The organism is Bacillus sp. ISL-39 (assembly GCF_018613295.1).
Classification (GTDB): domain Bacteria; phylum Bacillota; class Bacilli; order Bacillales; family Cytobacillaceae; genus Mesobacillus.
The window spans coordinates 21760-41614 of record NZ_JAGGQM010000027.1 but is presented as its reverse complement, the minus strand read 5'-3'; the positions used below and the strand labels follow the sequence as shown (position 1 = coordinate 41614).

20 protein-coding genes are annotated in these 19855 nt (G+C 44.0%); 3 read left to right on the top strand and 17 right to left on the bottom strand.

The genetic code is table 11. The features are described from left to right. Positions 1–19: 19 nt before the first annotated feature. Positions 20–1621: an ATP-binding protein gene (locus J7E37_RS18640; protein ID WP_215026219.1), complete on the bottom strand. Its 1602-nt coding sequence runs from the start codon at positions 1619–1621 to the stop codon at positions 20–22. A 556-nt stretch (positions 1622–2177) separates the two neighbouring features. Between J7E37_RS18640 and J7E37_RS18635 the strand changes: the two genes are divergently transcribed. Continuing rightward, positions 2178–3170 carry an LLM class flavin-dependent oxidoreductase gene (locus tag J7E37_RS18635; protein WP_215026217.1) on the top strand — a complete coding sequence of 331 codons (993 nt, stop codon included), beginning with the start codon at positions 2178–2180 and terminating at the stop codon, positions 3168–3170. 170 nt (positions 3171–3340) lie between these two features. Here the strand turns inward: J7E37_RS18635 and J7E37_RS22335 are convergent, their stop codons facing one another. Then, entirely contained in the window at positions 3341–3469 is a 129-nt protein-coding gene (locus J7E37_RS22335; RefSeq protein WP_285290371.1) for a hypothetical protein, read from the bottom strand. A 161-nt stretch (positions 3470–3630) separates the two neighbouring features. Here J7E37_RS22335 and J7E37_RS18630 point away from each other — a divergent pair, with 161 nt between their 5' ends. Then, a complete protein-coding gene (locus J7E37_RS18630) occupies positions 3631–3954 on the top strand; it encodes a BC1872 family protein (protein WP_215026215.1) in 324 nt (107 codons plus the stop codon). Positions 3955–4009: 55 nt separating this feature from the next. On the opposite strand, the gene cydS is transcribed toward J7E37_RS18630, so the two are convergent. The 9 genes from cydS to J7E37_RS18590 form a co-directional block, all read right to left on the bottom strand. Beyond that, a complete protein-coding gene (gene cydS, locus J7E37_RS22660) occupies positions 4010–4108 on the bottom strand; it encodes a cytochrome bd oxidase small subunit CydS family protein (protein WP_413632775.1) in 99 nt (32 codons plus the stop codon). Positions 4109–4119: 11 nt separating this feature from the next. Continuing rightward, complete coding sequence (locus J7E37_RS18625) at positions 4120–5145, bottom strand: cytochrome d ubiquinol oxidase subunit II (protein ID WP_215026211.1); 1026 nt, start codon at positions 5143–5145, stop codon at positions 4120–4122. Continuing rightward, positions 5142–6488, bottom strand: coding sequence for a cytochrome ubiquinol oxidase subunit I (locus tag J7E37_RS18620; protein ID WP_215026208.1), 1347 nt, complete (start codon positions 6486–6488; stop codon positions 5142–5144). Before J7E37_RS18620 ends, J7E37_RS18625 begins: the two co-directional genes overlap by 4 nt. A gap of 276 nt (positions 6489–6764) precedes the next feature. Continuing rightward, positions 6765–7412, bottom strand: a complete 648-nt coding sequence (locus tag J7E37_RS18615; protein WP_215026204.1) for a phosphatase PAP2 family protein — start codon at positions 7410–7412, stop codon at positions 6765–6767. 131 nt (positions 7413–7543) lie between these two features. Further along, positions 7544–8866 carry a UDP-glucose dehydrogenase family protein gene (locus J7E37_RS18610; RefSeq protein ID WP_215026366.1) on the bottom strand — a complete coding sequence of 441 codons (1323 nt, stop codon included), beginning with the start codon at positions 8864–8866 and terminating at the stop codon, positions 7544–7546. Between the two features lies 1 nt (position 8867). Further along, positions 8868–9764: a UTP--glucose-1-phosphate uridylyltransferase GalU gene (gene galU, locus J7E37_RS18605; RefSeq protein ID WP_215026201.1), complete on the bottom strand. Its 897-nt coding sequence runs from the start codon at positions 9762–9764 to the stop codon at positions 8868–8870. Positions 9765–9912: 148 nt separating this feature from the next. Further along, positions 9913–10689, bottom strand: coding sequence for a HipA domain-containing protein (locus J7E37_RS18600; protein ID WP_215026198.1), 777 nt, complete (start codon positions 10687–10689; stop codon positions 9913–9915). Beyond that, a complete protein-coding gene (locus J7E37_RS18595) occupies positions 10686–11792 on the bottom strand; it encodes a glycosyltransferase family 4 protein (protein ID WP_215026195.1) in 1107 nt (368 codons plus the stop codon). The genes J7E37_RS18600 and J7E37_RS18595 overlap by 4 nt, the downstream gene beginning before the upstream one ends. A 76-nt stretch (positions 11793–11868) precedes the next feature. After that, positions 11869–12756 (bottom strand): hypothetical protein, encoded by an 888-nt coding sequence (locus J7E37_RS18590; RefSeq protein ID WP_215026192.1) that lies wholly within the window; start codon positions 12754–12756, stop codon positions 11869–11871. A gap of 194 nt (positions 12757–12950) precedes the next feature. Between J7E37_RS18590 and J7E37_RS18585 the strand changes: the two genes are divergently transcribed. Further along, positions 12951–13736, top strand: coding sequence for a hypothetical protein (locus tag J7E37_RS18585; protein WP_215026189.1), 786 nt, complete (start codon positions 12951–12953; stop codon positions 13734–13736). A 294-nt stretch (positions 13737–14030) separates the two neighbouring features. Here the strand turns inward: J7E37_RS18585 and J7E37_RS18580 are convergent, their stop codons facing one another. The 6 genes from J7E37_RS18580 to J7E37_RS18555 form a co-directional block, all read right to left on the bottom strand. Then, positions 14031–14870, bottom strand: coding sequence for a type II secretion system F family protein (locus J7E37_RS18580; RefSeq protein ID WP_353050042.1), 840 nt, complete (start codon positions 14868–14870; stop codon positions 14031–14033). An 83-nt stretch (positions 14871–14953) separates the two neighbouring features. Further along, positions 14954–15913 carry a type II secretion system F family protein gene (locus J7E37_RS18575; protein ID WP_214782001.1) on the bottom strand — a complete coding sequence of 320 codons (960 nt, stop codon included), beginning with the start codon at positions 15911–15913 and terminating at the stop codon, positions 14954–14956. After that, complete coding sequence (locus J7E37_RS18570; protein WP_214782003.1) at positions 15910–17340, bottom strand: TadA family conjugal transfer-associated ATPase; 1431 nt, start codon at positions 17338–17340, stop codon at positions 15910–15912. Before J7E37_RS18570 ends, J7E37_RS18575 begins: the two co-directional genes overlap by 4 nt. After that, positions 17340–18203, bottom strand: a complete 864-nt coding sequence (locus J7E37_RS18565; RefSeq protein WP_215026183.1) for a CpaE/TadZ family protein — start codon at positions 18201–18203, stop codon at positions 17340–17342. Before J7E37_RS18565 ends, J7E37_RS18570 begins: the two co-directional genes overlap by 1 nt. Positions 18204–18231: 28 nt before the next feature. Beyond that, complete coding sequence (gene cpaB, locus J7E37_RS18560) at positions 18232–18927, bottom strand: Flp pilus assembly protein CpaB (protein WP_214782008.1); 696 nt, start codon at positions 18925–18927, stop codon at positions 18232–18234. A gap of 10 nt (positions 18928–18937) precedes the next feature. Further along, complete coding sequence (locus tag J7E37_RS18555) at positions 18938–19846, bottom strand: pilus assembly protein TadG-related protein (RefSeq protein WP_215026180.1); 909 nt, start codon at positions 19844–19846, stop codon at positions 18938–18940. Between the last annotated feature and the right edge of the window lie 9 nt (positions 19847–19855).

Sequence of the window (19855 nt, the reverse complement as noted above, 5' to 3'; positions counted from 1 at the left end):
TTTCCAAGCTCCTGCAACTCTAATTTGCAGTACTTAATCTCTTTTTCGGCAGGTAAACGGTCAATACCGATCCCCTACCAGGCTTGGATTCTACCTCAATGTTTCCATCCAATTTGTCTATTGCCTGTTTAACAATTGCCAGGCCGTAGCCACGATTTTCTTCGCCTTTGGTAGAAAAACCTGTTTGGAAAATTTTATCCGTTTCGTCTACTGAAATCCCTGGACCATTATCGTAAACCTCAATGATCAGATCCTCGCCCAGATCAATCGCGAAAAAGGTCACCCTGCCATCATTGATCCCTTCTACTGCATCAAAGGCATTGTCGATAAGGTTGCCGATGATCGATATGACATCTGTATAAGGTATATGTGCCGGAAGAGGGCCCATACTGCTGTTCTCATCAATGAAGAATTGAATTTTTTTCTCAGAGGCTTTCCCCAGTTTACCTAGCAGCAGAGCCTGAACTTTCGTATCAAAGATTTGGTCAAAAATGATCTTGTTTTGACTTTCATGAACTTCTGATTCTGCTTGGATCATTTCAATAGCCTCGTCATGCTTGCCCAATTGGAGCAAACCTGAAAGTACATATAGCTTGTTGGAAAATTCATGTGTTTGTGCCCGCAGATCTTCAGAATACCTTTGTACTTCAGTCAAAGTTGCAAGCATCTTATTGATTTCGGTTTTATCCCGGAATGTTGAAACTACACCGATTACTTCACCATTTTCAAATATTGGCGTCCGATTGATGATCATATCCCTATTCCTTAATGTAATTTCATGATCATGATCCGGCTTTCCCGAAATCAATACATGATAGACACCGGTATTAGGGATGATCGTTTCGATCTTTTGATTTACACTGTCCTCTTGTATATCTAATAACTCTTTAGCAGATTGGTTAATCATTGTTATATAACCATCTTTATCGACTGAGATGATTCCTTCTTTTATCGAATAAAGGATAGCATTCCGCTCGAGATAAAGCGAAGTCACCTCATGGGGCTCCAGACCCAAGGTAGTCCTCCGGATGTTTTTAGCCAGAAGATAACTTGCGATTATACCAATCAGCACGACGATCAAGGAAATGAATCCTATTTCTTTCCCCCTTTGAAGAGCGTCCGCCTGCAGGTCAGTGATCATGTAGCCAACAGAAATGATGCCGACGATCTCACCTTGCAGATTCCTGATCGGACCTTTTCCTCTGATGGACTGCCCAAGAGAACCCTTCGCCTTTGATATGTAAAATTCACCTTTTAATGCAGGACTGTTATCTCCTCCAACCATTGACAGTCCAAGTTTCTTCTCATCTGGATGCGCATATCTCAGTCCGTCTTTATTGCCAATAACGATGAATTGTGCCCCGGTTTCCCGTCTAATTTGATTCATGAGGGGCTGAAGAGTTTCAGAAGGATCGTTACGCTCAAAAGCCATAATTACGGTAGGCATCGAAGCCACGGTTCTTGCCAATTGAAGAGCCTGGTTTCCCCTCTGCTTTTCAACCTGCTTATACTCAATCACCAATGATATGACAAGGAAAATGAAAATGATAAATACTGTATTAACAATATTTGATCCGATGATCTTTGTTTGCAGGGACATTGGAAGCTTTTTCGGTTTCATGACTCCCCCGATGAAATTTATTATAAATCTATTAATATTCTAATAATTTTCACCATTCTTGTCACCCTAATCTATCATGTTTAAAGACCTTGCGCTTTTTAATATTGATGATGGATCAGAATTAATGCTGCTAAAAGTGTCGATACTCCAAGTGGATATCCTTGCTGGTGCTAGTTTGTCTGTACACGACCGGGGAATACTGTAAAAAGGCTCTATCGGACAATTCAATCGGCCTTTTCACGATTTTTGTCCATTAGAAGGGCTCTAATGTTCTTTTAATAAGGCTCTTTTCTCAAACTTTGTTGCTATTGACTTCAAAAAAGGATTGTAATGACCTATTTTCTTTACAAAATCGACTCTTTTGGAAGAAAAGAGCATGCAAACTTAATACCGACCAGTAAAATGGCCTTATATTACGTTAAAATCGGCTTTAGGATTTTAACAACAATCTTTACGAAAACAGCGTTTAATAATAAGTGGTCATTAAAACTGAAGGCCTGCTCTTTTCACAATTTATTCCATAATGGAAGAAGCAACCATATAGCGGGGTGTTAAAATGAAATTAAGTATACTTGACCAATCTGTCATCAGCAAGGGGGATTCAGCTGGCCAGGCATTACAGAAGACGGTGGAGTTGGCACAGATCGCTGAAGAACTTGGGTACACCAGGTTCTGGGTGGCTGAACATCATAATACCAATGGCATAGCTGGTTCTTCCCCAGAAGTATTGATATCCCATATAGCCTCCAGGACGAAGAAAATCAGGGTAGGTTCAGGAGGTGTTCTGCTTCCGCAATACAGCCCTTACAAAGTCGCGGAAAACTTCAAAGTTCTGGAGACTTTGTTCCCTAACCGTATTGATGCTGGAATAGGCCGCTCTCCAGGCGGGTCAGCGACAACAAGGATTGCATTGACTGATGGACTGAGGAAAAGCTTAAATGAATTCCCGAGACAGGTTAGAGATTTTCAGGCATTTTTACGAAATCAATTACCAACGGACCATCCTTACCATCAAGTAAAAGCATACCCTGAGGCATCTAGTTCTCCAGAAATATGGCTGCTGGGAATAACCCATAGGGGAGCGAGACTCGCTGCAGAACATGGGACAGCTTTTACATACGGCCACTTCATTACACCAGTTAACGGCAAACGGGCCCTGGAACAATATTATCGGGAATTCCAACCTTCCCATTTACTCGATAAGCCACAAGCAAATGTGTGTGTATTCGTAGTTTGCGCGGAAACACAGGAAAAGGCTGAAGAATTAGCTTTAAGCCAGGATTTATGGCTTTTACGGGTTGAAAAGGGAATGGACACAAGAATCCCATCGTTGGAAGAGGCAAGGAATGCTCCACTTACTTCTAGCGATCGCTCCAGGATCAAGGAAAATCGAAAACGGATGATTATTGGTACACCAGAAAAAGTTAGAGACGAACTTTTGAGACTTGGCGAGGTTTACAGAACGGATGAATTTATCATCATTAACAATCTGTTTAGCTTTAAGGATAAGGTGAAGACATACACTTTGTTGGCTGACTCCTTCCTTTAAGCTGTTTTCCTGGAAGGGGGATTCCCCCCTTCCCATTATTCCTTTAGATCCTTTTGGGTGATTTCACTTCGTATATTTACATCTTTGGAGATATTCCGCTCTTTATTGTTAGGGTATTTGTTTTTCCGTTCGCGGTTATCGTTGCGATTTGTCATGGCTATCCCTCTTTCTTATTTATTACGGCTTTTACCGGAGTTGATGTCCTGGTCATTACCTAACTCACCGTTCGTACGGCCTTTTTCTTTAGCGATTTTACCTCCCAGCCTTACATTAGGCTGGCTGATTTCTTTTTCCCTCATATTTGTCACCCCCAGTTTTAAGATGCTCCATTTTGCAAAATAAAATTTCAGAAATTAAATCTTTAATCATTGCACAACCCTTCTGTTATGTAATATAATTTAATTAAATATTCTGTTATATAACAAGGAACGGTAAATTGATGAGGAGAGAGGTAGAATGGATGACTAAAACGGATGCAATTGCACGAAGGATTTTGGGTTGGAAGCTGAACAGGTGGGATCGCTGGTTTGATTATGAAAAAGGCGTTTTCATCAATGACTCTGAATTCCAGCCGGGGCAGAACCTTGTCCATGCGATGCTGGTTGTCGAGAGATTGGAGAAATTGGGCTACAGCTTCTCCTCCAATGGAGTTTCAGAGGCCGCTTTTAACCAGTTCAAAGGTACGGGGGAAAATCTGCCTGAAGCCATCACAAATGCTGCCTATGCGATCATTGAAAATGACTCAGTCGTCTCTAGTTCATCTTTGTGGCGCAAGCTTTCGTAATAATCCGCAAATAAGAGCTGTCATCCGGACAACAAAGGATGACAGCTCTTTAAATTTATTCCACTTTTTCGTCCTTCCCTGCCAGCCAGAATGATGCAATAATTGACGCGATAATGACAATGAAAGGAGCGTAAAACATCGTGAATTCAGCCATTCTCAAACCTCCTATGCGTGGTCGTTCCTTTTCCCCTGAACATAGTCCTTATTAAATAAAAATAACCTCAGCAGCAGGTACAGTGACGGAAGCAGAAGCCCAAGCCCAGCAATGAACGCGATGATAAGTGCAATGGCCATCGCTTCATTTGTGAAGCTGTCGTATATGCTGAGAAACGGATAAAGCAGATAAGGGTAATGCGAAATACCATAGGCAAAAAAGGCAATAAAGAATTGGCCGGTCAATAGTCCAAACGCCACCCCGTATGCCTTCCGTTTTCCAATCAGGTACACGGTTCCCACAAACAAGATGAAGGAGATGGCAAACAGCCACCATAAATCAACAAGTCTGCTGTAATGCTCAGGGTTATGGCCCCTAAGTTCCACGATGATGCCTGTTGCCGTAACGATTGCCGGCACCGACCAAATTAAGGCATATTTCCGCAGCAGTTCTGTTGCCGGTTCATCTTGTGCCTTATTCGCATACCAGGTCAAAAAAACGGCAGATATATAAAGAACCGCAGTCAGGCTCAGGATTACAATGCTCCATGTTAATGGACTGGTGAACAGGGCCCAGTAGTCCAACTCGATCCCCGAGGCAGTTTCCTCCACAAAGCCTCCCTCTGAAATCGTGAGTACAATCGATAGAGAGGCAGGGATGAACAAGCCAGTGAGTCCATATAAATACGTGTATCTCTTATGCTTTAATCCCCCATAATTCGTGAACGCATAATATGCCCCGCGAATGGCGAGCAAAACAACTCCAATGCTCGCGGGCACCAGCAGGATGGTTCCATAATAATAAGCTGTTTTAGGAAAGAAGCCGACAATTCCCACGAAGAAGAATACAAGAAATACGTTCGTGACTTCCCAGACAGGCGATAAATATCGCTGGATGATTCCTGTCAGGATATGCTGCTTTCCCCTGAACAAGCTGTAAGCATTGAAAAAACCTGCACCGAAATCGATGGAAGCGACGATGACATAACCAAATAGAAAGAGCCAAAGAACTGAAATCCCTATTATCTCAAGCGTCATCGAAATCCACCTTCCTTCTCCAGTTCCCTGTCTTCCAGTTCCTGTTCAACTGGATTTTTCCTGAACATCCTTGTTAATACAACGGTGCTGCCAATGGCCAGGATCAAGTATAAACCTGCAAACAGAAGCAGCATCAAATCGACCTGTCCGCTTGTGGTCGCCGCATCCTCAACTTTCATGATTCCTCGAAGGATCCATGGCTGTCTTCCGACTTCAGCGAACCACCAGCCAAGTTCAATCGCTAGCATCGATAACGGTCCGCCGAAGACAATCAGCCAGCGGTACCATCTTGCCCTGATAAAACCCCATTTCATCCACACGCCCACAACATAGACAAGCGAAAGGGCCATCATCCACATCCCGATTGTCACCATTCCATCAAACAGATAATGGATGTACAATGGCGGGATTTCATCTTCAGGGAATTCATTAAGTCCTATAACTTCAGCGTTAGGGTCGCTATGAGCCAAGATACTCAGTGCATAAGGAATCTCAAGGGCATATTTTACTTCACCGTCATCAAGAACACCATACAACATCAACGGCGCCCCCTCATGCGTCTCGAAGTGCCACTCTGCTGCTGCCAGCTTTTCCGGCTGGTATTCTGCGAGGTATTTACCCGAAAAATCGCCGATGACCGCAGCAGCAATTGAAAAGATAAGACCGATTTTCATTGTTAAAAATAATGCTTTTTTATGGTAGATATGATTGGATCCTTTTAAAAGCCGGAATGCGCCTATCGAAGCGAGTAAAAATGCTGATGTCATGTAAGCTGTCGCCAGCACATGGGCGACCTTCGTCGGCATTGCCGGATTGAACATGGCAAGAACGGGATTGATATTGACCAGCTGGCCGTTCACAAGGTCAAAGCCTTGTGGCGCATTCATGAATGCATTAACCATCGTGATGAACACAGCTGAAAAAGAAGCCCCAACCGCCACCGGAATCAACAGCAGCAAATGTTTCTTCTGATTTTCAAACCGATCCCATGTATATAAATAGATTCCTAGAAAAATAGCTTCAAAGAAGAACGCGAAGGTTTCCATGAACAGAGGAAGAGCGATCACGTTACCCGCCAGTTCCATAAAATTTGGCCATAACAATGACAGCTGCAATCCAATTGCCGTCCCTGTCACAACTCCAACTGCAACGGTGATTACAAAGCCACGGGTCCACCTTCTTGCGAGCAGGATATAATGCTCATCCTGTTTCTTGATTCCCAGCCACTGAGCAATCATGATCATCAGCGGTATTCCCACTCCAATGGTGGCATAAATGATATGGAAGGATAATGTAAGCTCCGTCAAGACACGGCTGAAAAAAACTGATTCTTCATTCCCCATTTTTCAATACCCCTTTTCTATCCAGCAAAAATTCGGCCGATAAAAGACAATCCCATGATTGCCGCTACAATAAAAGCAAGCCACATAAGCATTCTTTCTTGTTTTTTATACATAAGTCACCTCGAAAGTTTGTTCACTTTATCACATTTTTGCGCAATCTCTGACCTAATCCTTTATACAGTATAAATGTGAGAGAAATATGTTATGTAATCCATTTTGGCATCTTTCATTTCATTCCCGTTCTCCGGCCTGTTAAAACGAAAAAACAGCATATTGTCAGTGTGCACGTTTCGATATTTCCAGCTTCTCTTTATATCTTTGGAAAAACCAAATAACAGCTGCCACCCACAGACCGCTGGCAAGAAAACCGCCAATGATATCACTTGGATAATGGACGCCTAAATAAACCCTGCTCAACCCAATCGCTAAGATCATAAAAGCGCTGAGGATGATGACAGCTACTCTCCCAATCCGGGAGGGGACATGGCGCCAGAGCAGGAAAGCAAGAATGCTATAAAAAGAAAAAGCATTCATCGCATGGCCGCTTGGAAAACTGTAGCCGCCTATATCGATCAGCCGGTGAAAATCCGGGCGTGCCCGATGAAAATAAAGTTTCAGCAATCTGTTCAAGATCGGTGTAATATATACAACAGACAGGAAAACAAGGATTTCCAGCCTGTGTTTTAACACGTAAAAAAGAAACAGGAAAATGGGAATGGTCAGGATTACGATCAATTTTAAGGAGCCAATATAGGTAAAGAATTTCATGGCCGAAGTCAGGCCCTCTGCTTCGAGTCCCTGCACTGCATCAATGACAGCCCGGTCGAACACCATCAGATGTTCAGCCTGTACCAGATAAGACATAATGATAAAACCAAATAACGAACCAAAAAAGGCGGTTAAAAGCTGCAGATTGAACTTCATGAATCCTGTTCCCTCCCGTGCATTCTAAATCCCCCTTACTATTCCCAATCCGCTATTTTAAAAAGACCTTTCATGACTTCATTGTTAGCAAGTTGGTAACATTCACAAACCAAACAAAAAAAGGAATGAACTTAATCATCCCCTTTTAAAATAATCGCCGGCCGCCCGACTGGATAATATTCAATTGTCCCGCATGCTTTGAGGGCAGCTTCATCTAAACAGTTCCTGCCGTCAAAGATAATTGGCTTTTTCATGTTATCCAATAGAGCTTTGACATCAAGCTCCGTGAATTCTTCCCATTCTGTGACAATAAACAAAGCATCTGCCTCTTCAGCAGCTTCTGCTGCAGAGTCAACGTAAGTGATGATGTCACCAATGACCTTCCTTGCATTGCTGGCTGCAACTGGGTCAAAGGCTGCAACTTCAGCCCCTGAAGCAGTCAAGGAGCGTGCAATTTTGATTGACGGAGCTTCCCTCATATCATCCGTATTCGGTTTGAAGGAAAGGCCGAGCATGGCGATTTTCTTACCCTTCAATTCTCCCAATCGTTTCAATGCCTTAGTTACAAGCAGCTCATGCTGATGATCATTGATGGCAATTGTCTCTTCCAATAATAAAAATGGGACCCCTAGATTCCTTGAGGTATGCAGCATGGCTTTTACATCCTTTGGAAAACAGGATCCGCCATACCCTATTCCCGCCTTTAAAAAGGCGGAACCAATCCGCTTATCTAATCCCATCCCCTTCCCTACATCATCGACGTCCGCTCCTGCGGCTTCGCATAGATTGGCGATTGCATTGATAAAACTGATTTTTGTCGCCAAAAATGCATTTGAAGCGTATTTGATCATTTCAGCGCTTCTCACATCCGTCAATAAAAATGGGACGTTCAGCGGCCGGTACATCTCTCGGATTTTTTTAGAGGCACACGCATCGTCAGAGCCAATGATAATCCTGTCAGCTTTCAATGTATCCTCGATGGCTGACCCCTGCCGCAGGAACTCCGGGTTGGAGACCATCTTGATGTCAACTTTATTTTTCAGCTGCGCCAATAACAGTGTTTCAAAATATTCATTTGTCCCAACTGGCACCGTACTTTTAATTACAACAATACAATCCCTGACTATATGTTCAGCGAGATCCTTTGCGGCTTGCTCAAGATAGCTTAAATCCGCCTGCCCGTCGTCACTTTGAGGGGTACCAACGGCGATTATGATAATATCAGCGTGGCTCAATGCATACTGATGGGAGGTAGTAAAAGCGAGTCTCCCTGCAGAGGAGTTTTTAATGAGAAGGTCTTCTAGACCGGGTTCATAAATCGGGGACTTTCCTTCCTTAAGAAGCTCTATTTTCCTTTCATCAACATCTATGCAAATTACATTGTGTCCGATTTCCGCCAGGCAGACTCCTGTGGACAGCCCGACATAACCTGTTCCAAGTACCGCGACCCTCATGTCAGTCACACTCTCTCTTCATGTCCGGCATCTCGTACACTTCTTTTAAATACTCAATGACATCATCTCTTGTATCTTCCCTTTGCAGTGCGAAATCAACCGTTGCCTTGATGAAACCGATTTTGTCCCCGATATCGTACCGCCTGCCCTCAAAGTGATACGCCAACACCGCCTGGCGCTTATTGAGTTCATTGATTGCGTCCGTCAGCTGCAATTCTCCCCCATGGCTGGCTGGAGTCTTTGCCAGTACCTCAAAAATTTCCGGCCTCAGTACATAGCGTCCCATTATTGCATAATTTGAAGGTGCCTCATCTTTCGAAGGCTTTTCTACCAGTGAATCAATATAGAACAGATTTGGCTCGAGGTTCGCCCCCTTCGGCTTGATGATTCCATATTTACTGACATCACTATCTGCAACTTCTTGAATCGCTACGACTGAGCTATTGCAGTATTCAAATACATTGATGATTTGCTTCAAGCATGGGGTTTCCGACATTACAATGTCGTCGCCAAGCAAAACGGCGAACGGTTCATTGCCGATGAAGCTTTGAGCGCAAAGGATTGCGTGCCCCAATCCAAGAGCTTCCTTTTGCCTGACATAATAGATTTTTGCAAGGCTGGATATATTTTGGACCTCTTCTAAAATAGCAAGTTTATTCTTTCTTAATAACGCATCTTCCAGTTCATACGATTTATCAAAATGATCTTCTATCGATCTTTTTCCCCTGCCGATGATGATGATAATTTCCTCTATTCCTGAGGCTACTGCTTCTTCGACAATATATTGAATTGTCGGCTTATCAACAATCGGCAGCATTTCTTTTGGCTGCGCTTTGGTTGCCGGCAAAAATCGAGTCCCGAGTCCTGCTGCCGGGATAATGGCTTTACGGATTCTCATATGCTGCCTCCTTTTCAATTCCATAGTCTTTTATATTCAATAGGAGAGAATCCGGTCACGTTAAAGGCCTATCATTTTGAAAATAGACTCCATTAGGAATGATTTATACGGGTCCACGCGCAAAAGACTCCCGGCAAAAGGCTAGGAGTCAGTGGCGCTTTTTATAGTAGGGTAAATATACTTTTTTGATAAACTGCTTTATCAGCTTCGGCAAAAGTTTTTTCCGCCTTTTCACCAATGCAGTGACAATGGCCTTTTTCTCATCCTTCGAGACCTTCCAGTCATCAGGGATTACGGATACTATTTCTTCTATCAAGAAAATGGGCATTGTCTGGATAAGTTCAATATAGTCGGCAAATTCCCCTTCGTCCTCCACAAAACTCGCCATAAGTTTGTGGGTAGCGCTTTTCATCATTTTATTATTCAGTTTTTGTAAATCAGGAAGCTGCCAATTATACGATCCCATTACTTCTGCCTGGTCAATTATCCACAAACGATAAGAGTCAGCTGATTCTTCCTGCAAAAGAATATTCTTGCGAGTCCGGTCACGGTTGCTGAGCCAATAATCAAATACAATGATGCCCGCCAGTGTCTCTGGGTTGATAATGCCTGGCACATCGGGCACCTGATGTCCATCAAGACAGCCTGGAACATATAGGGATGCAAATTGATATTGGGAAGCAGCCAATTGAGAGAGTTCGGGAATCTCAGAAATGAACGACTGTGGAATTTCAATAATTTGGGCGAAGGGCACTGGAAGCCCCAGGTATCTGGCCAAACAATAGGAAACCCATTCATTTGGCAGAGTCTTTTCAAACCCTTCCTGAAAAAATTTCACGACGTAGTTCCTGCCATCGTCAAAAGTAATTAAATGCGCGTTGGATTTACCCTCGAATTTTCTGCGGTAAGTAACGGGCTGTATCAATGCTCGATCACTCCCGTTCTATCACCGTGGACAATTTCGTATAACAAATCAATATACTGTTCTGCCACTACTTCGATGGCAAAATGCTCTTGAACATGCTTATTGGCTGTGTTCGATATTTTTTTATGCAGTTCCGGGTGGTCAAGGATGCCATAAAGCTGCTTTACTGCATCATCCACATTTTGACCTCGATACAGGCGGCCGGTTTGTCCTTGAATAACCAGCTCAGTGACTGGCCTCATATTGGATGCAACTACCGGGACACCGCATGCCATCGATTCAATAAAAGTATTGCCGAACGATTCGGATTTCGTGGTAGCCAGTGTACATCCTCCAGACTTTCGAATTTTCGCATATACATGCGGCATTTGTTGATACGGAATGACCGGGAACCACTTGACTATATCAGTGAGGTTTTCTTCCCGCCATTTTGCTGCAAACTCTTCCCTTTGCACACTCTGGGCGCCTCCAACTACCCATATTTCCACGTCATTCCGTTCACTTTTTATTCGCTTGGCAACCTCGATCAGCATAGGCCAATTTTTACGCTTATCAAGCCTGCCAATCCAGCCGATGACTTTCTTGTTCTCCGGCAGCAGAGGAGCACTGTTACTGTCAATCTCGGATTCGGCCAATGGCCTGAAGAAGGAAGTATCAACTCCGTTGTAGATGACATTGACTGGTTCTGCTTCAGTCAGGATCGATACAATTCTTTTTTGATAATTCGATGGCACGATAATCGATACAGGGTTAATTCCGTTGAACGATTTAATATGTGGTTCAAGCTTGATGATCTCTGGTGTCCTGGCTTCTATGATGATCGGTCCTGAATAATCAGCCTTTTTCAGCCATTTATAGGCCGCACCAGTATCCACTACAATAATCGCATCGTATGCGTTATTCTGAATGATATCGACAATTTCCCGCTGATCCCTGGTTAAATATACGGGAGCGACATCCTTCATGATGTGAAGTCCGCCATGATCAGTCGTATACAAAAATTCTGTATCGATTCCATGCTTTTTGAAAAAAATCGCCCGATTCCTCCAGCCTGCATTGACCCCGCCGACAGTTAACAGCCTCCAGATCACTAATATTTTCATATTGGTAGCTCCTCGAAAAAGATTGGGCGCCTCCTGAACAGAATTTAATTCCTTACACTACTATAAAACTAGAATATTAATCTTTATTTTCATCAGATTCTTTTTCAATATCTGTTCCTTTAGCAAATCTTTTTTCTGCTCTTTCCCAATGTTTGTCGATTGCATCCATCACCCGGTCCGGCTCATATCCTTTAGCAAGCATTGTTTTCACCCATTCCTCTTTAAAGACCTTCCTGATAAGGCTTTCGAGCTGGCTGACATGCATCTGTTCATCATTGGTCAATAAGACCTTCTTGCTTAAACTACTCAGTACATCTTTGTTTGATTTCTTTTTAAGCAAGAGCTGATAAATTTCCCGTGACAATTTTTCCATCCTCATATAGTATTCCCATTCTTCAAAAAGCTCGGGTGCCAGCAATTTTACATGGTGTAGAAATTTTGCCTTGTTCTCTTTCCCGAGTGAGTTTAATAATTTCCGAGGATAAGGATAAACACGGTTTCTCCAAACAGTCCTCCCTACATCTATTACTTTCAGATTGCTGTCCGGTTGAATATATATTTGTCTTTTATGATGGTCGATCCGGTCAAAGCCAACCTCTTTAAATGTGATCAGCAACTCTATCAATTTATAGGATAACTGTTCTGTCAAAGGTTGGGATTGTAGGTACTCGCGTAAATCAACCCCCTTTACTATCTCCATTACAATGTAATTATCACCAGCGGCATACAGAAGGGGAAATAGATCAGATTTCTGCCCTAAGTACATCGCATAATGTTCCCGTTCACAATCTTCCTTGTTCCCGTACACTTTTATGCAAATATCCTTTGAGTATCGGAACACGGCTCCCTGCCGCCCCTTCCCCATTAGCTCAAGTGGAGAATTATTGATTACTTCTACGTCACCATTTTCTACATTTTTCACCTGGATATCCTTTAAAAGCTTTTCAACATATTCAGTGCTCACAATGTTCCTCCTTACTTCTGTCAATTTAACATATAAAATTTTCCCTCTTATTAATTAATTCAGGACCTAGTCAATCTGGAAGGGCATGCATCTATAAGATGGAAAATGTTTTCGCCAAGATTGGATTACATTAGCTCTCACACTTTTTTTCTTGGCAAGCAAAATGTAAAATAGTCTTGAAAGGAAGTGGACAGATGGCAAACTCAGCTGCAGGCACTAGCCAGTCGCATTTAACTCAATATATCCCGCCTAAGGGCATGTATGAACAATTTGAGGATGAAGCTCATTATCTCGAGAAGGTCAAAGAATGGGGTTTGAGCACGAAGAAAGAGTTTTGGTATAAAGACAGATACCAGCATTGTCTTGTTACGATAAAGGGGTATGAAATATTGGGTGAAACAGCTGAATTCAATACTCTTGTGATTGAATTTCCGGATGGGAACTTAACTTGTATCCACCCGGCGTACCTCAAGGAGATGCAGTCTTCCGGCTTCGGGAAGGAAATTATCACTCCAGCCTCCGGGAATGGAAGTGAAGCTTTAGTAGCGAAGAAGGAGAAGCCTAAAACAGCGGCTCCTGCGGCAGCAGAAGCGCAAGCAAAAACTCCTGTAAAAAAGGAAAAAGCGAAAAAGGAAAAGGCTCCTAAATTAGTGCTGCCAGAGGAAAAAGTCCATTTTACCGCGACGGTGAAGCAGTTTGCGCTAAGCTGGAACCATTTCAATGAGGATAATGACGAAGTAGTCGTGTTCGAAAATGTCCGAATTGAGCAGGAAGAAGCAATCGAGGTTGGCCTGGCATGGGGCTCACACAGCAAAACACTGAAAAAGCACGAGCTCGAGCCTGGACAGCAGCTTGAATTCGACGGAAAAATCGTCAAAAAAAGCCTTCCAAAAGGCAAAGACGTAGAAGATGAGTCTATGCTCCTCGATGTTTCGGTCGCTTATAAAATCAATAACCCTTCAAAAATCACTAAAAAATAAGGATGGACTGGCCGTAAACAAGCCAGTCCGCCTTTTTTTTGGAAGGCTGCTTTCGTAAAGATTGTTGTTAAAATCCTAAAGCCGATTTTAACGTAATATAAGGCCATTTTGCAGGTCGGTATTAAGTTTGCATGCTCTTTTCTCACAAAAGAATCAACTTTACGAAGAAAAATAGGTCATTCAATTCTATTTTGTAGTCAAATAGCAGCAAAGTTTGAGAAAAGAGCCTTTTGGAATAATAATTAATGTCTATCTCATGCACTTGTCGGGGCTGCCCAATGAGCTTGCGATTTTTTATTTTGAGAAGGTTTGCAGGAACTGGATCAGCGCCGGGCCAAGCAAGACGATGAACAAGCTTGGAAAAATAAACAGGACTAGAGGAAACAGCATCTTCACCGGGGCTTTCATTGCTTCTTCCTCGGCGCGCTGCCTCCGGCGTTCCCGAACCTCATTCGACTGGACACGGAGAACCTGCACCATACCAATTCCCAGCTTTTCAGCCTGGAGGATGCTGCTGATGAAAGCTCGTACTTCCTCGACTTCAATCCTGTTTTTGATTCCGGTAAGCGCTTCTCTCCTCGTTCTGCCAAGTCTCAGTTCTTCAAGGCTCCGATGGAATTCGGCAGACAGGACGCCATTCTTTTTCGACACGACCTTGCTGACGGCCGAATCAAATCCAAGTCCTGCTTCCAGGCTGACCGTCAATAGGTCAAGGATATCGGGGAGTTCTTTCAAAGCGCTTTTATTCCTTGCCTTTTTCTTGATGCTTAAATAGTAGTGCGGCAGGAAAGTGCCGGCTGCAAGGCCTATCAGCAGGAACAGGATGATCCCTGCATAGCCTGCCTGGAGGATGGCCCCATATCCGCCTGCCAAAAGCGGGAGCAGCAGCGCGAGGGAAATTTGCAGCAGCCTGAAGTCAACAGGTGACATTCCAAAAGGACTTCCGGCCAGCTGAAGCTTCGTTTCGATTTTCGCTTCCTTTTCGCCTGGCATCCTCCGCTTAAAGCTTCTTTTGAAATCATGCATCAATGGCTTTCCGATTCGTTCATATAAGGAAGCATTGCTGGGCTTTTCTGTGGCATCCAAACTCTCTTCCTTCACGCCGCTGACGAAGGTTGACATACGCTTTTTCACGTGGATGGCCTTCTCTGCCCGCATTAAGTACAGTCCATAGATGGCTAATGAAATCGTTAAGAAAAATGTAAAATATAGCATCCCTACACCTCGACTGCCGTAATTTTGCGGATCAGTACAAATCCAATGATGCCGGAGAAAATGCCGGCGACCGTCAATGCAATTCCTATTGGATGACGGAAGAGCGTGCCGATATATTCAGGTTCGATTAAATAAAGGACGAATGCCAGAATGATCGGGAGCAAACCAATGACAATTCCCGATAGTCTGCCTTGAGCAGTCAGAGAAGAGATCTGCCTGTGGATTTTCGTCCGCTCCCTGATGGTCTGGACAATTTTATCAAGCACCGTCGCGAGATTTCCTCCTACCTGGCGCTGAATCAAAATTGCCTGGATCATTAAATCCAAATCTTCGCTGGGCATTCTCTCTTTAAGTTCATTCAAGGAATCCTCCAGGCTGGCTCCATATTGCATCTCTTTGATGACACTGTCCATTTCTTCCTTTATCGGTGAACCCGCTTCTTCTATCACTGTTTTCAAAGCCTGCTGGAAGCTGAACCCGGCCCTTAAAGACCCGACAATCGTGGAAATCATATCTGGAAGCCCCTCGTTGAATTTCACGATTCGTTCCTTGATTTTCTTTTTTACATACCAGCCCGGCAACAAAAATCCAATGAAAAAGCCGACAACCATGAGGAGTATGTTGCCAGAAACAAGGAGCATAAAAAATCCTGTGACTCCTGCTGACAGCCATTTGAATAGGATATATTCCTCAGGCTTAAGCGGAAGTCCTGACCTTCTGAGCATGGTCTCAAACTTCGAATTCTTCTCCTTGGTCAGCATGTTTTTCCTGACCTTTTGCTTTGTCATTTGGTAGTAAACCATCAAATCATATTGCTTCCGGTCAAGCTTCGTCCCTGAACTGGCCAGGTACTTTTCAATCCGCTTCTCCAGACGCTTGTCCGAAAGAAAGATTCGATGAAAAATCGAGTAAAAAAGCAAAAATACTGTCATCATGAACAGGGCGGTAAGGATATAGATCATGCTCCCCACTCCTCGCCTTCGATAAAGACATTTGCTGGAATGTGGATTCCTGATGCTTCAAGGCGCTCATAGAACTTAGGCCGGACACCTGTCGGGATCAGGCGGCCAATGATCTTACCGTTATCATCCACCCCTTGTTGTTTATACGAAAAAATATCCTGAAGGACGATGACATCACCTTCCATTCCCTGTACCTCGGTAATGCTTGTTATTTTTCTGGAACCATCCTTCAAGCGTGATTGCTGGATAATCACGTCAAGTGCTCCAGCGATCTGTTCGCGGATTGCTTTCACCGGGAGCTCAACACCTGCAAGCAGCACCATCGTTTCCAGACGGGCAATCATATCCCTTGCGCTATTGGAGTGACCGGTTGCCAGAGAACCATCGTGTCCGGTATTCATAGCCTGAAGCATATCCAGGGCTTCGGCACCGCGGACCTCACCGATTACGACCCGGTCCGGCCTCATCCGAAGCGAGTTCCTTACAAGATCCCTTATTGTGATTGAACCCTTCCCCTCGATATTGGGCGGCCTTGATTCCAGTGAGACGACATGGTCCTGCCCCAGCTGAAGCTCAGCCGCATCCTCGATTGTGATAATCCTTTCATCATGAGGGATGAAGTTGGACAATACATTGAGCGTAGTGGTTTTTCCGGAGCCCGTTCCGCCGGAGACGAATATATTAAGCCTTGCTTTTACACAGGCCTCTAAAAAAATCGCCATTTCATTGCTAAGTGTCCCGAAGTTAACCAAATCTTCAATTTGAAAGGGATCCTTCGAGAACTTCCTGATTGTAACTGTCGGCCCATTCAATGCCAGCGGAGGAATGATCGCGTTGACACGTGAACCATCCGGGAGCCGCGCATCGACCATCGGTGAGCTTTCATCGATTCTCCTGCCAAGAGGAGCAACGATTTTATCAATGATGCTCATGACATGCTCTTCGTCTCTGAACATGATTGAAGTCAGCTCAATCTTCCCTTTTCGTTCACAATAAACCTGAGCCGGTCCATTTACCATAACCTCGCTGACATCTTCATCAATCAAAAGCGGGTTGATCGGTCCAAACCCCGTCAAATCATTCCTCAGTTCATCGACGACCTTTTTCCGGTCAATGCTGCCCCTGAATTGTTCATCCTCTTTCATAATTTCAATCGCCATCGCATCTAGCTGAGGAATGATGTCCTCTACAGGTGCATCTTTAAAGTCTTGAAGAATCTTTTTATGAATGAGGTTTTTAAGCTCCTGGTGCTTATCCTGCTTTCTTTGGATTTCCGGACTGACAGCCTCTTTTTTATGTGGTTCCCTGAACACAGACCGGATGTCAACCTTTTGCTGCGGATTAGCCTGGGCAACAAATTCGTCGTGCTGGCTTTCTACTCCTTCGACTTGCTGTGTCCTTTCCTGGATGCGGTTCAGAAGGCTCATTATGCTGTTCCTCCCTTCATGCGTTTTCTGCCAATTAATTTTGATAGGAAAGAAGGTCCTTTCGCTTCCTTGAACAAGGTAATTTCCCGCCTGCTCGAGATTCTCTCTGCCATTTTAAAAATGGCTTTGGCTACATCGGTCTTGCCCTGGTTGATGACAAAAGGAATTCCAATATTAAGTGATTGTGAGCATGTTTGAAAGTCATTTGGTATATATACAGGATCCTCGTAACCAAGAATCCTGGCCGCATCTGCTGCCTGGATCACACTCTCCATGTTCGCCCGATTCACTACGAGTGTGACTTTATTTTTCAATTCAAGGATATCGAACGTCTCGAGCATCAGCTTGGTATTCTTCAATGCTGTCATCTCAAGATTGGCCATGACCATGATTTGGTCCGCTTTTTCAGCGATATGGACTGTATGATCATTAAGGCCTACAGATGTATCGACGACCACATAGTCATAATTCAGCAGCATCAGGTCGAGGATTTTATCGACTGCTTCTTTCGTGACTAGATCTGCATACTCAGGGCGGTCCGGAGCCGCCATGACCTTCACTCCGCTTTCATGCCTGGACATGTAGCCTGCCAGTGAATGTTCATCAAGAGTACTCATGCCCTCAATCACTTCTTTAATGGTAAAAGCAGACTTCAAATCCATGGCTAGCCCGATATCACCAAATTGAAAGTCTCCATCCAATATCGCTACAGATATATTTTTCTTCACTAAAGCTCCAGCCAGATTGACCGTCAGGACCGTGCGACCAATCCCGCCTTTTGCACTGCAAACGGCAATAAGCTCGCCTCGTTTCAACTTAGCTGGCTTCTTTTCATGTATTTGCAGTTCATTCGCGTTTTCCATGATTGGTCACCCTCCATCTTCTTCAATCCTATTCGCTGTCGCTTGCAGCTTCGTTTTCCGCTATGACCGGCCGCTTATGCAGCATGAAATGGATATTGCCTTGTTCGGCTGAATTAACAAGTTTTAAAGCATCCGCTGGCTTAAGTTCTACCGTAACTGACGTATATTCGGCATAAGGCTCTTGTGTATCCTCAGGCAGGACCATCTTACGCCCAACCGCCAGTACCCTTGCTTTTTCCAAGATGATTTTAGACTCAACATTCCCTTCCTGTCCCGGAAGCTTTTTAGAGAACATAATGTCGACTTCATCTTCAGGTTCAATCAGGTTCGCAGTTGATTGATTTAAATTAACCCCCACTGAAACAGCACGATAGCCATCCCTGACTTTTCTCGAAACATAGATATGTTCTGCAGTCTGGGATCCCAGCCGGTGGGAAAGGATTGGCTCGCCTTGCTCAATCTCAGCGTTCGCCAGTTTCCCCTCAACATCGCCAAAGCTTTTAATGGAGTTGGCGTGCAATGCCTTTTCAGGAACCATCGCTGTTCCCAGTTTTGCGGATGTGATTTGCTCATTTTTCTGGATCTTTTCTTTGGCGACAACAATCTCCACCAAATTGCTGTTCATCGCCTTTTCAGCTTTCACTTGATTCATATATTGAAAGAATAAAAATGTCGTTACTATACCCATTACTAATGCGAGGACCAAAACAAGCTTTGACCGCATATTTGATCACCTACTCCGTTATTCGAATGCTGTATGCGCCCTTAAAGGCGGCCGTTTCACCTTCAAAACCCGTTCCTGCGCGCTTGATGAATATCCCCTTGATTGAAGTGTCATGGCTGTCCATTGGATCGGTAATATAGAAATAAGCGAAACCAGTAATTTTCACTTCTTTTACCTGGTTGACATCCGTGCTGTATGGTTTATAGACAGGGACAAGCAGAATCCTTGAACAATTCCTTGAATTTATATCCCTTGGGAGTTCTGGACACGAATTCACTTTTTCCTTGACCACTTCCCTTGTCTTACCGGCAATATTACCTGTTTGTGTGATGACGATATCCCCTACAGTAAGCTCGTTTTGATAGCCATTACGGAGGTTTTCTTCATACGGACGGGCTCCTGTATCGCCCAGGGCAAGGACGCCGAAATTCCCATATTCCACTCCGCCAGTATCCACTTTCAGCTGGTATTCCTTATTAAACTCCAAGGGGATGCTGTCATCGATGCCAAGCGGTGCTGCACCTTCTGCCCGTCCCATCGTCCTTAACTCGGCAGCAGAATGCGCTTGGACATCGACAGTTTCAAAGCCAAGTAGTTTTGAGAAAGCGAGGTCTACCTTTTTGGACAAATCAATAGCGACTTTCTTCTCCATGTCTATTGATATATTGTCTATATTTGAGCCATCTTTATGGGCTGCAACGATGCTTCGTACCACCTCTTCAACCTTCGCTTCGTTGTTTGTCAGCTCCTGTGCTCCAGAAAGGACAGCCGCATTAGCCGTTTTCTGCAGCTCCGCCTTCGTCATATATACCATCCCGCCGTCAATTGCAAGACCGGCCATACTAAGGATGACAAACATCGAAAGGGCCGCCAAAAGAATGGTGTTTCCTGATTCATCCGCTAACCATCTTCTTGCCATTTTTTCCTC

Excerpts from the sequence above, each read along its gene's own strand:
- J7E37_RS18615 (WP_215026204.1), bottom strand. The coding sequence starts at position 7,412 with ATGAAGTTCAATCTGCAGCTTTTAACCGCCTTTTTTGGTTCGTTATTT.
- J7E37_RS18595 (WP_215026195.1), bottom strand. The coding sequence starts at position 11,792 with ATGAAAATATTAGTGATCTGGAGGCTGTTAACTGTCGGCGGGGTCAAT.
- cpaB (WP_214782008.1), bottom strand. The coding sequence starts at position 18,927 with ATGCGGTCAAAGCTTGTTTTGGTCCTCGCATTAGTAATGGGTATAGTA.
- J7E37_RS18570 (WP_214782003.1), bottom strand. The coding sequence starts at position 17,340 with ATGAGCCTTCTGAACCGCATCCAGGAAAGGACACAGCAAGTCGAAGGA.
- cydS (WP_413632775.1), bottom strand. The coding sequence starts at position 4,108 with ATGGCTGAATTCACGATGTTTTACGCTCCTTTCATTGTCATTATCGCG.
- J7E37_RS18575 (WP_214782001.1), bottom strand. The coding sequence starts at position 15,913 with ATGATCTATATCCTTACCGCCCTGTTCATGATGACAGTATTTTTGCTT.
- J7E37_RS18610 (WP_215026366.1), bottom strand. The coding sequence starts at position 8,866 with ATGAGGGTCGCGGTACTTGGAACAGGTTATGTCGGGCTGTCCACAGGA.
- galU (WP_215026201.1), bottom strand. The coding sequence starts at position 9,764 with ATGAGAATCCGTAAAGCCATTATCCCGGCAGCAGGACTCGGGACTCGA.
- J7E37_RS18585 (WP_215026189.1), top strand. The coding sequence starts at position 12,951 with ATGGCAAACTCAGCTGCAGGCACTAGCCAGTCGCATTTAACTCAATAT.
- J7E37_RS18565 (WP_215026183.1), bottom strand. The coding sequence starts at position 18,203 with ATGGAAAACGCGAATGAACTGCAAATACATGAAAAGAAGCCAGCTAAG.
- J7E37_RS18635 (WP_215026217.1), top strand. The coding sequence starts at position 2,178 with ATGAAATTAAGTATACTTGACCAATCTGTCATCAGCAAGGGGGATTCA.
- J7E37_RS22335 (WP_285290371.1), bottom strand. The coding sequence starts at position 3,469 with ATGAGGGAAAAAGAAATCAGCCAGCCTAATGTAAGGCTGGGAGGTAAA.
- J7E37_RS18625 (WP_215026211.1), bottom strand. The coding sequence starts at position 5,145 with ATGACGCTTGAGATAATAGGGATTTCAGTTCTTTGGCTCTTTCTATTT.
- J7E37_RS18555 (WP_215026180.1), bottom strand. The coding sequence starts at position 19,846 with ATGGCAAGAAGATGGTTAGCGGATGAATCAGGAAACACCATTCTTTTG.
- J7E37_RS18620 (WP_215026208.1), bottom strand. The coding sequence starts at position 6,488 with ATGGGGAATGAAGAATCAGTTTTTTTCAGCCGTGTCTTGACGGAGCTT.
- J7E37_RS18640 (WP_215026219.1), bottom strand. The coding sequence starts at position 1,621 with ATGAAACCGAAAAAGCTTCCAATGTCCCTGCAAACAAAGATCATCGGA.
- J7E37_RS18630 (WP_215026215.1), top strand. The coding sequence starts at position 3,631 with ATGACTAAAACGGATGCAATTGCACGAAGGATTTTGGGTTGGAAGCTG.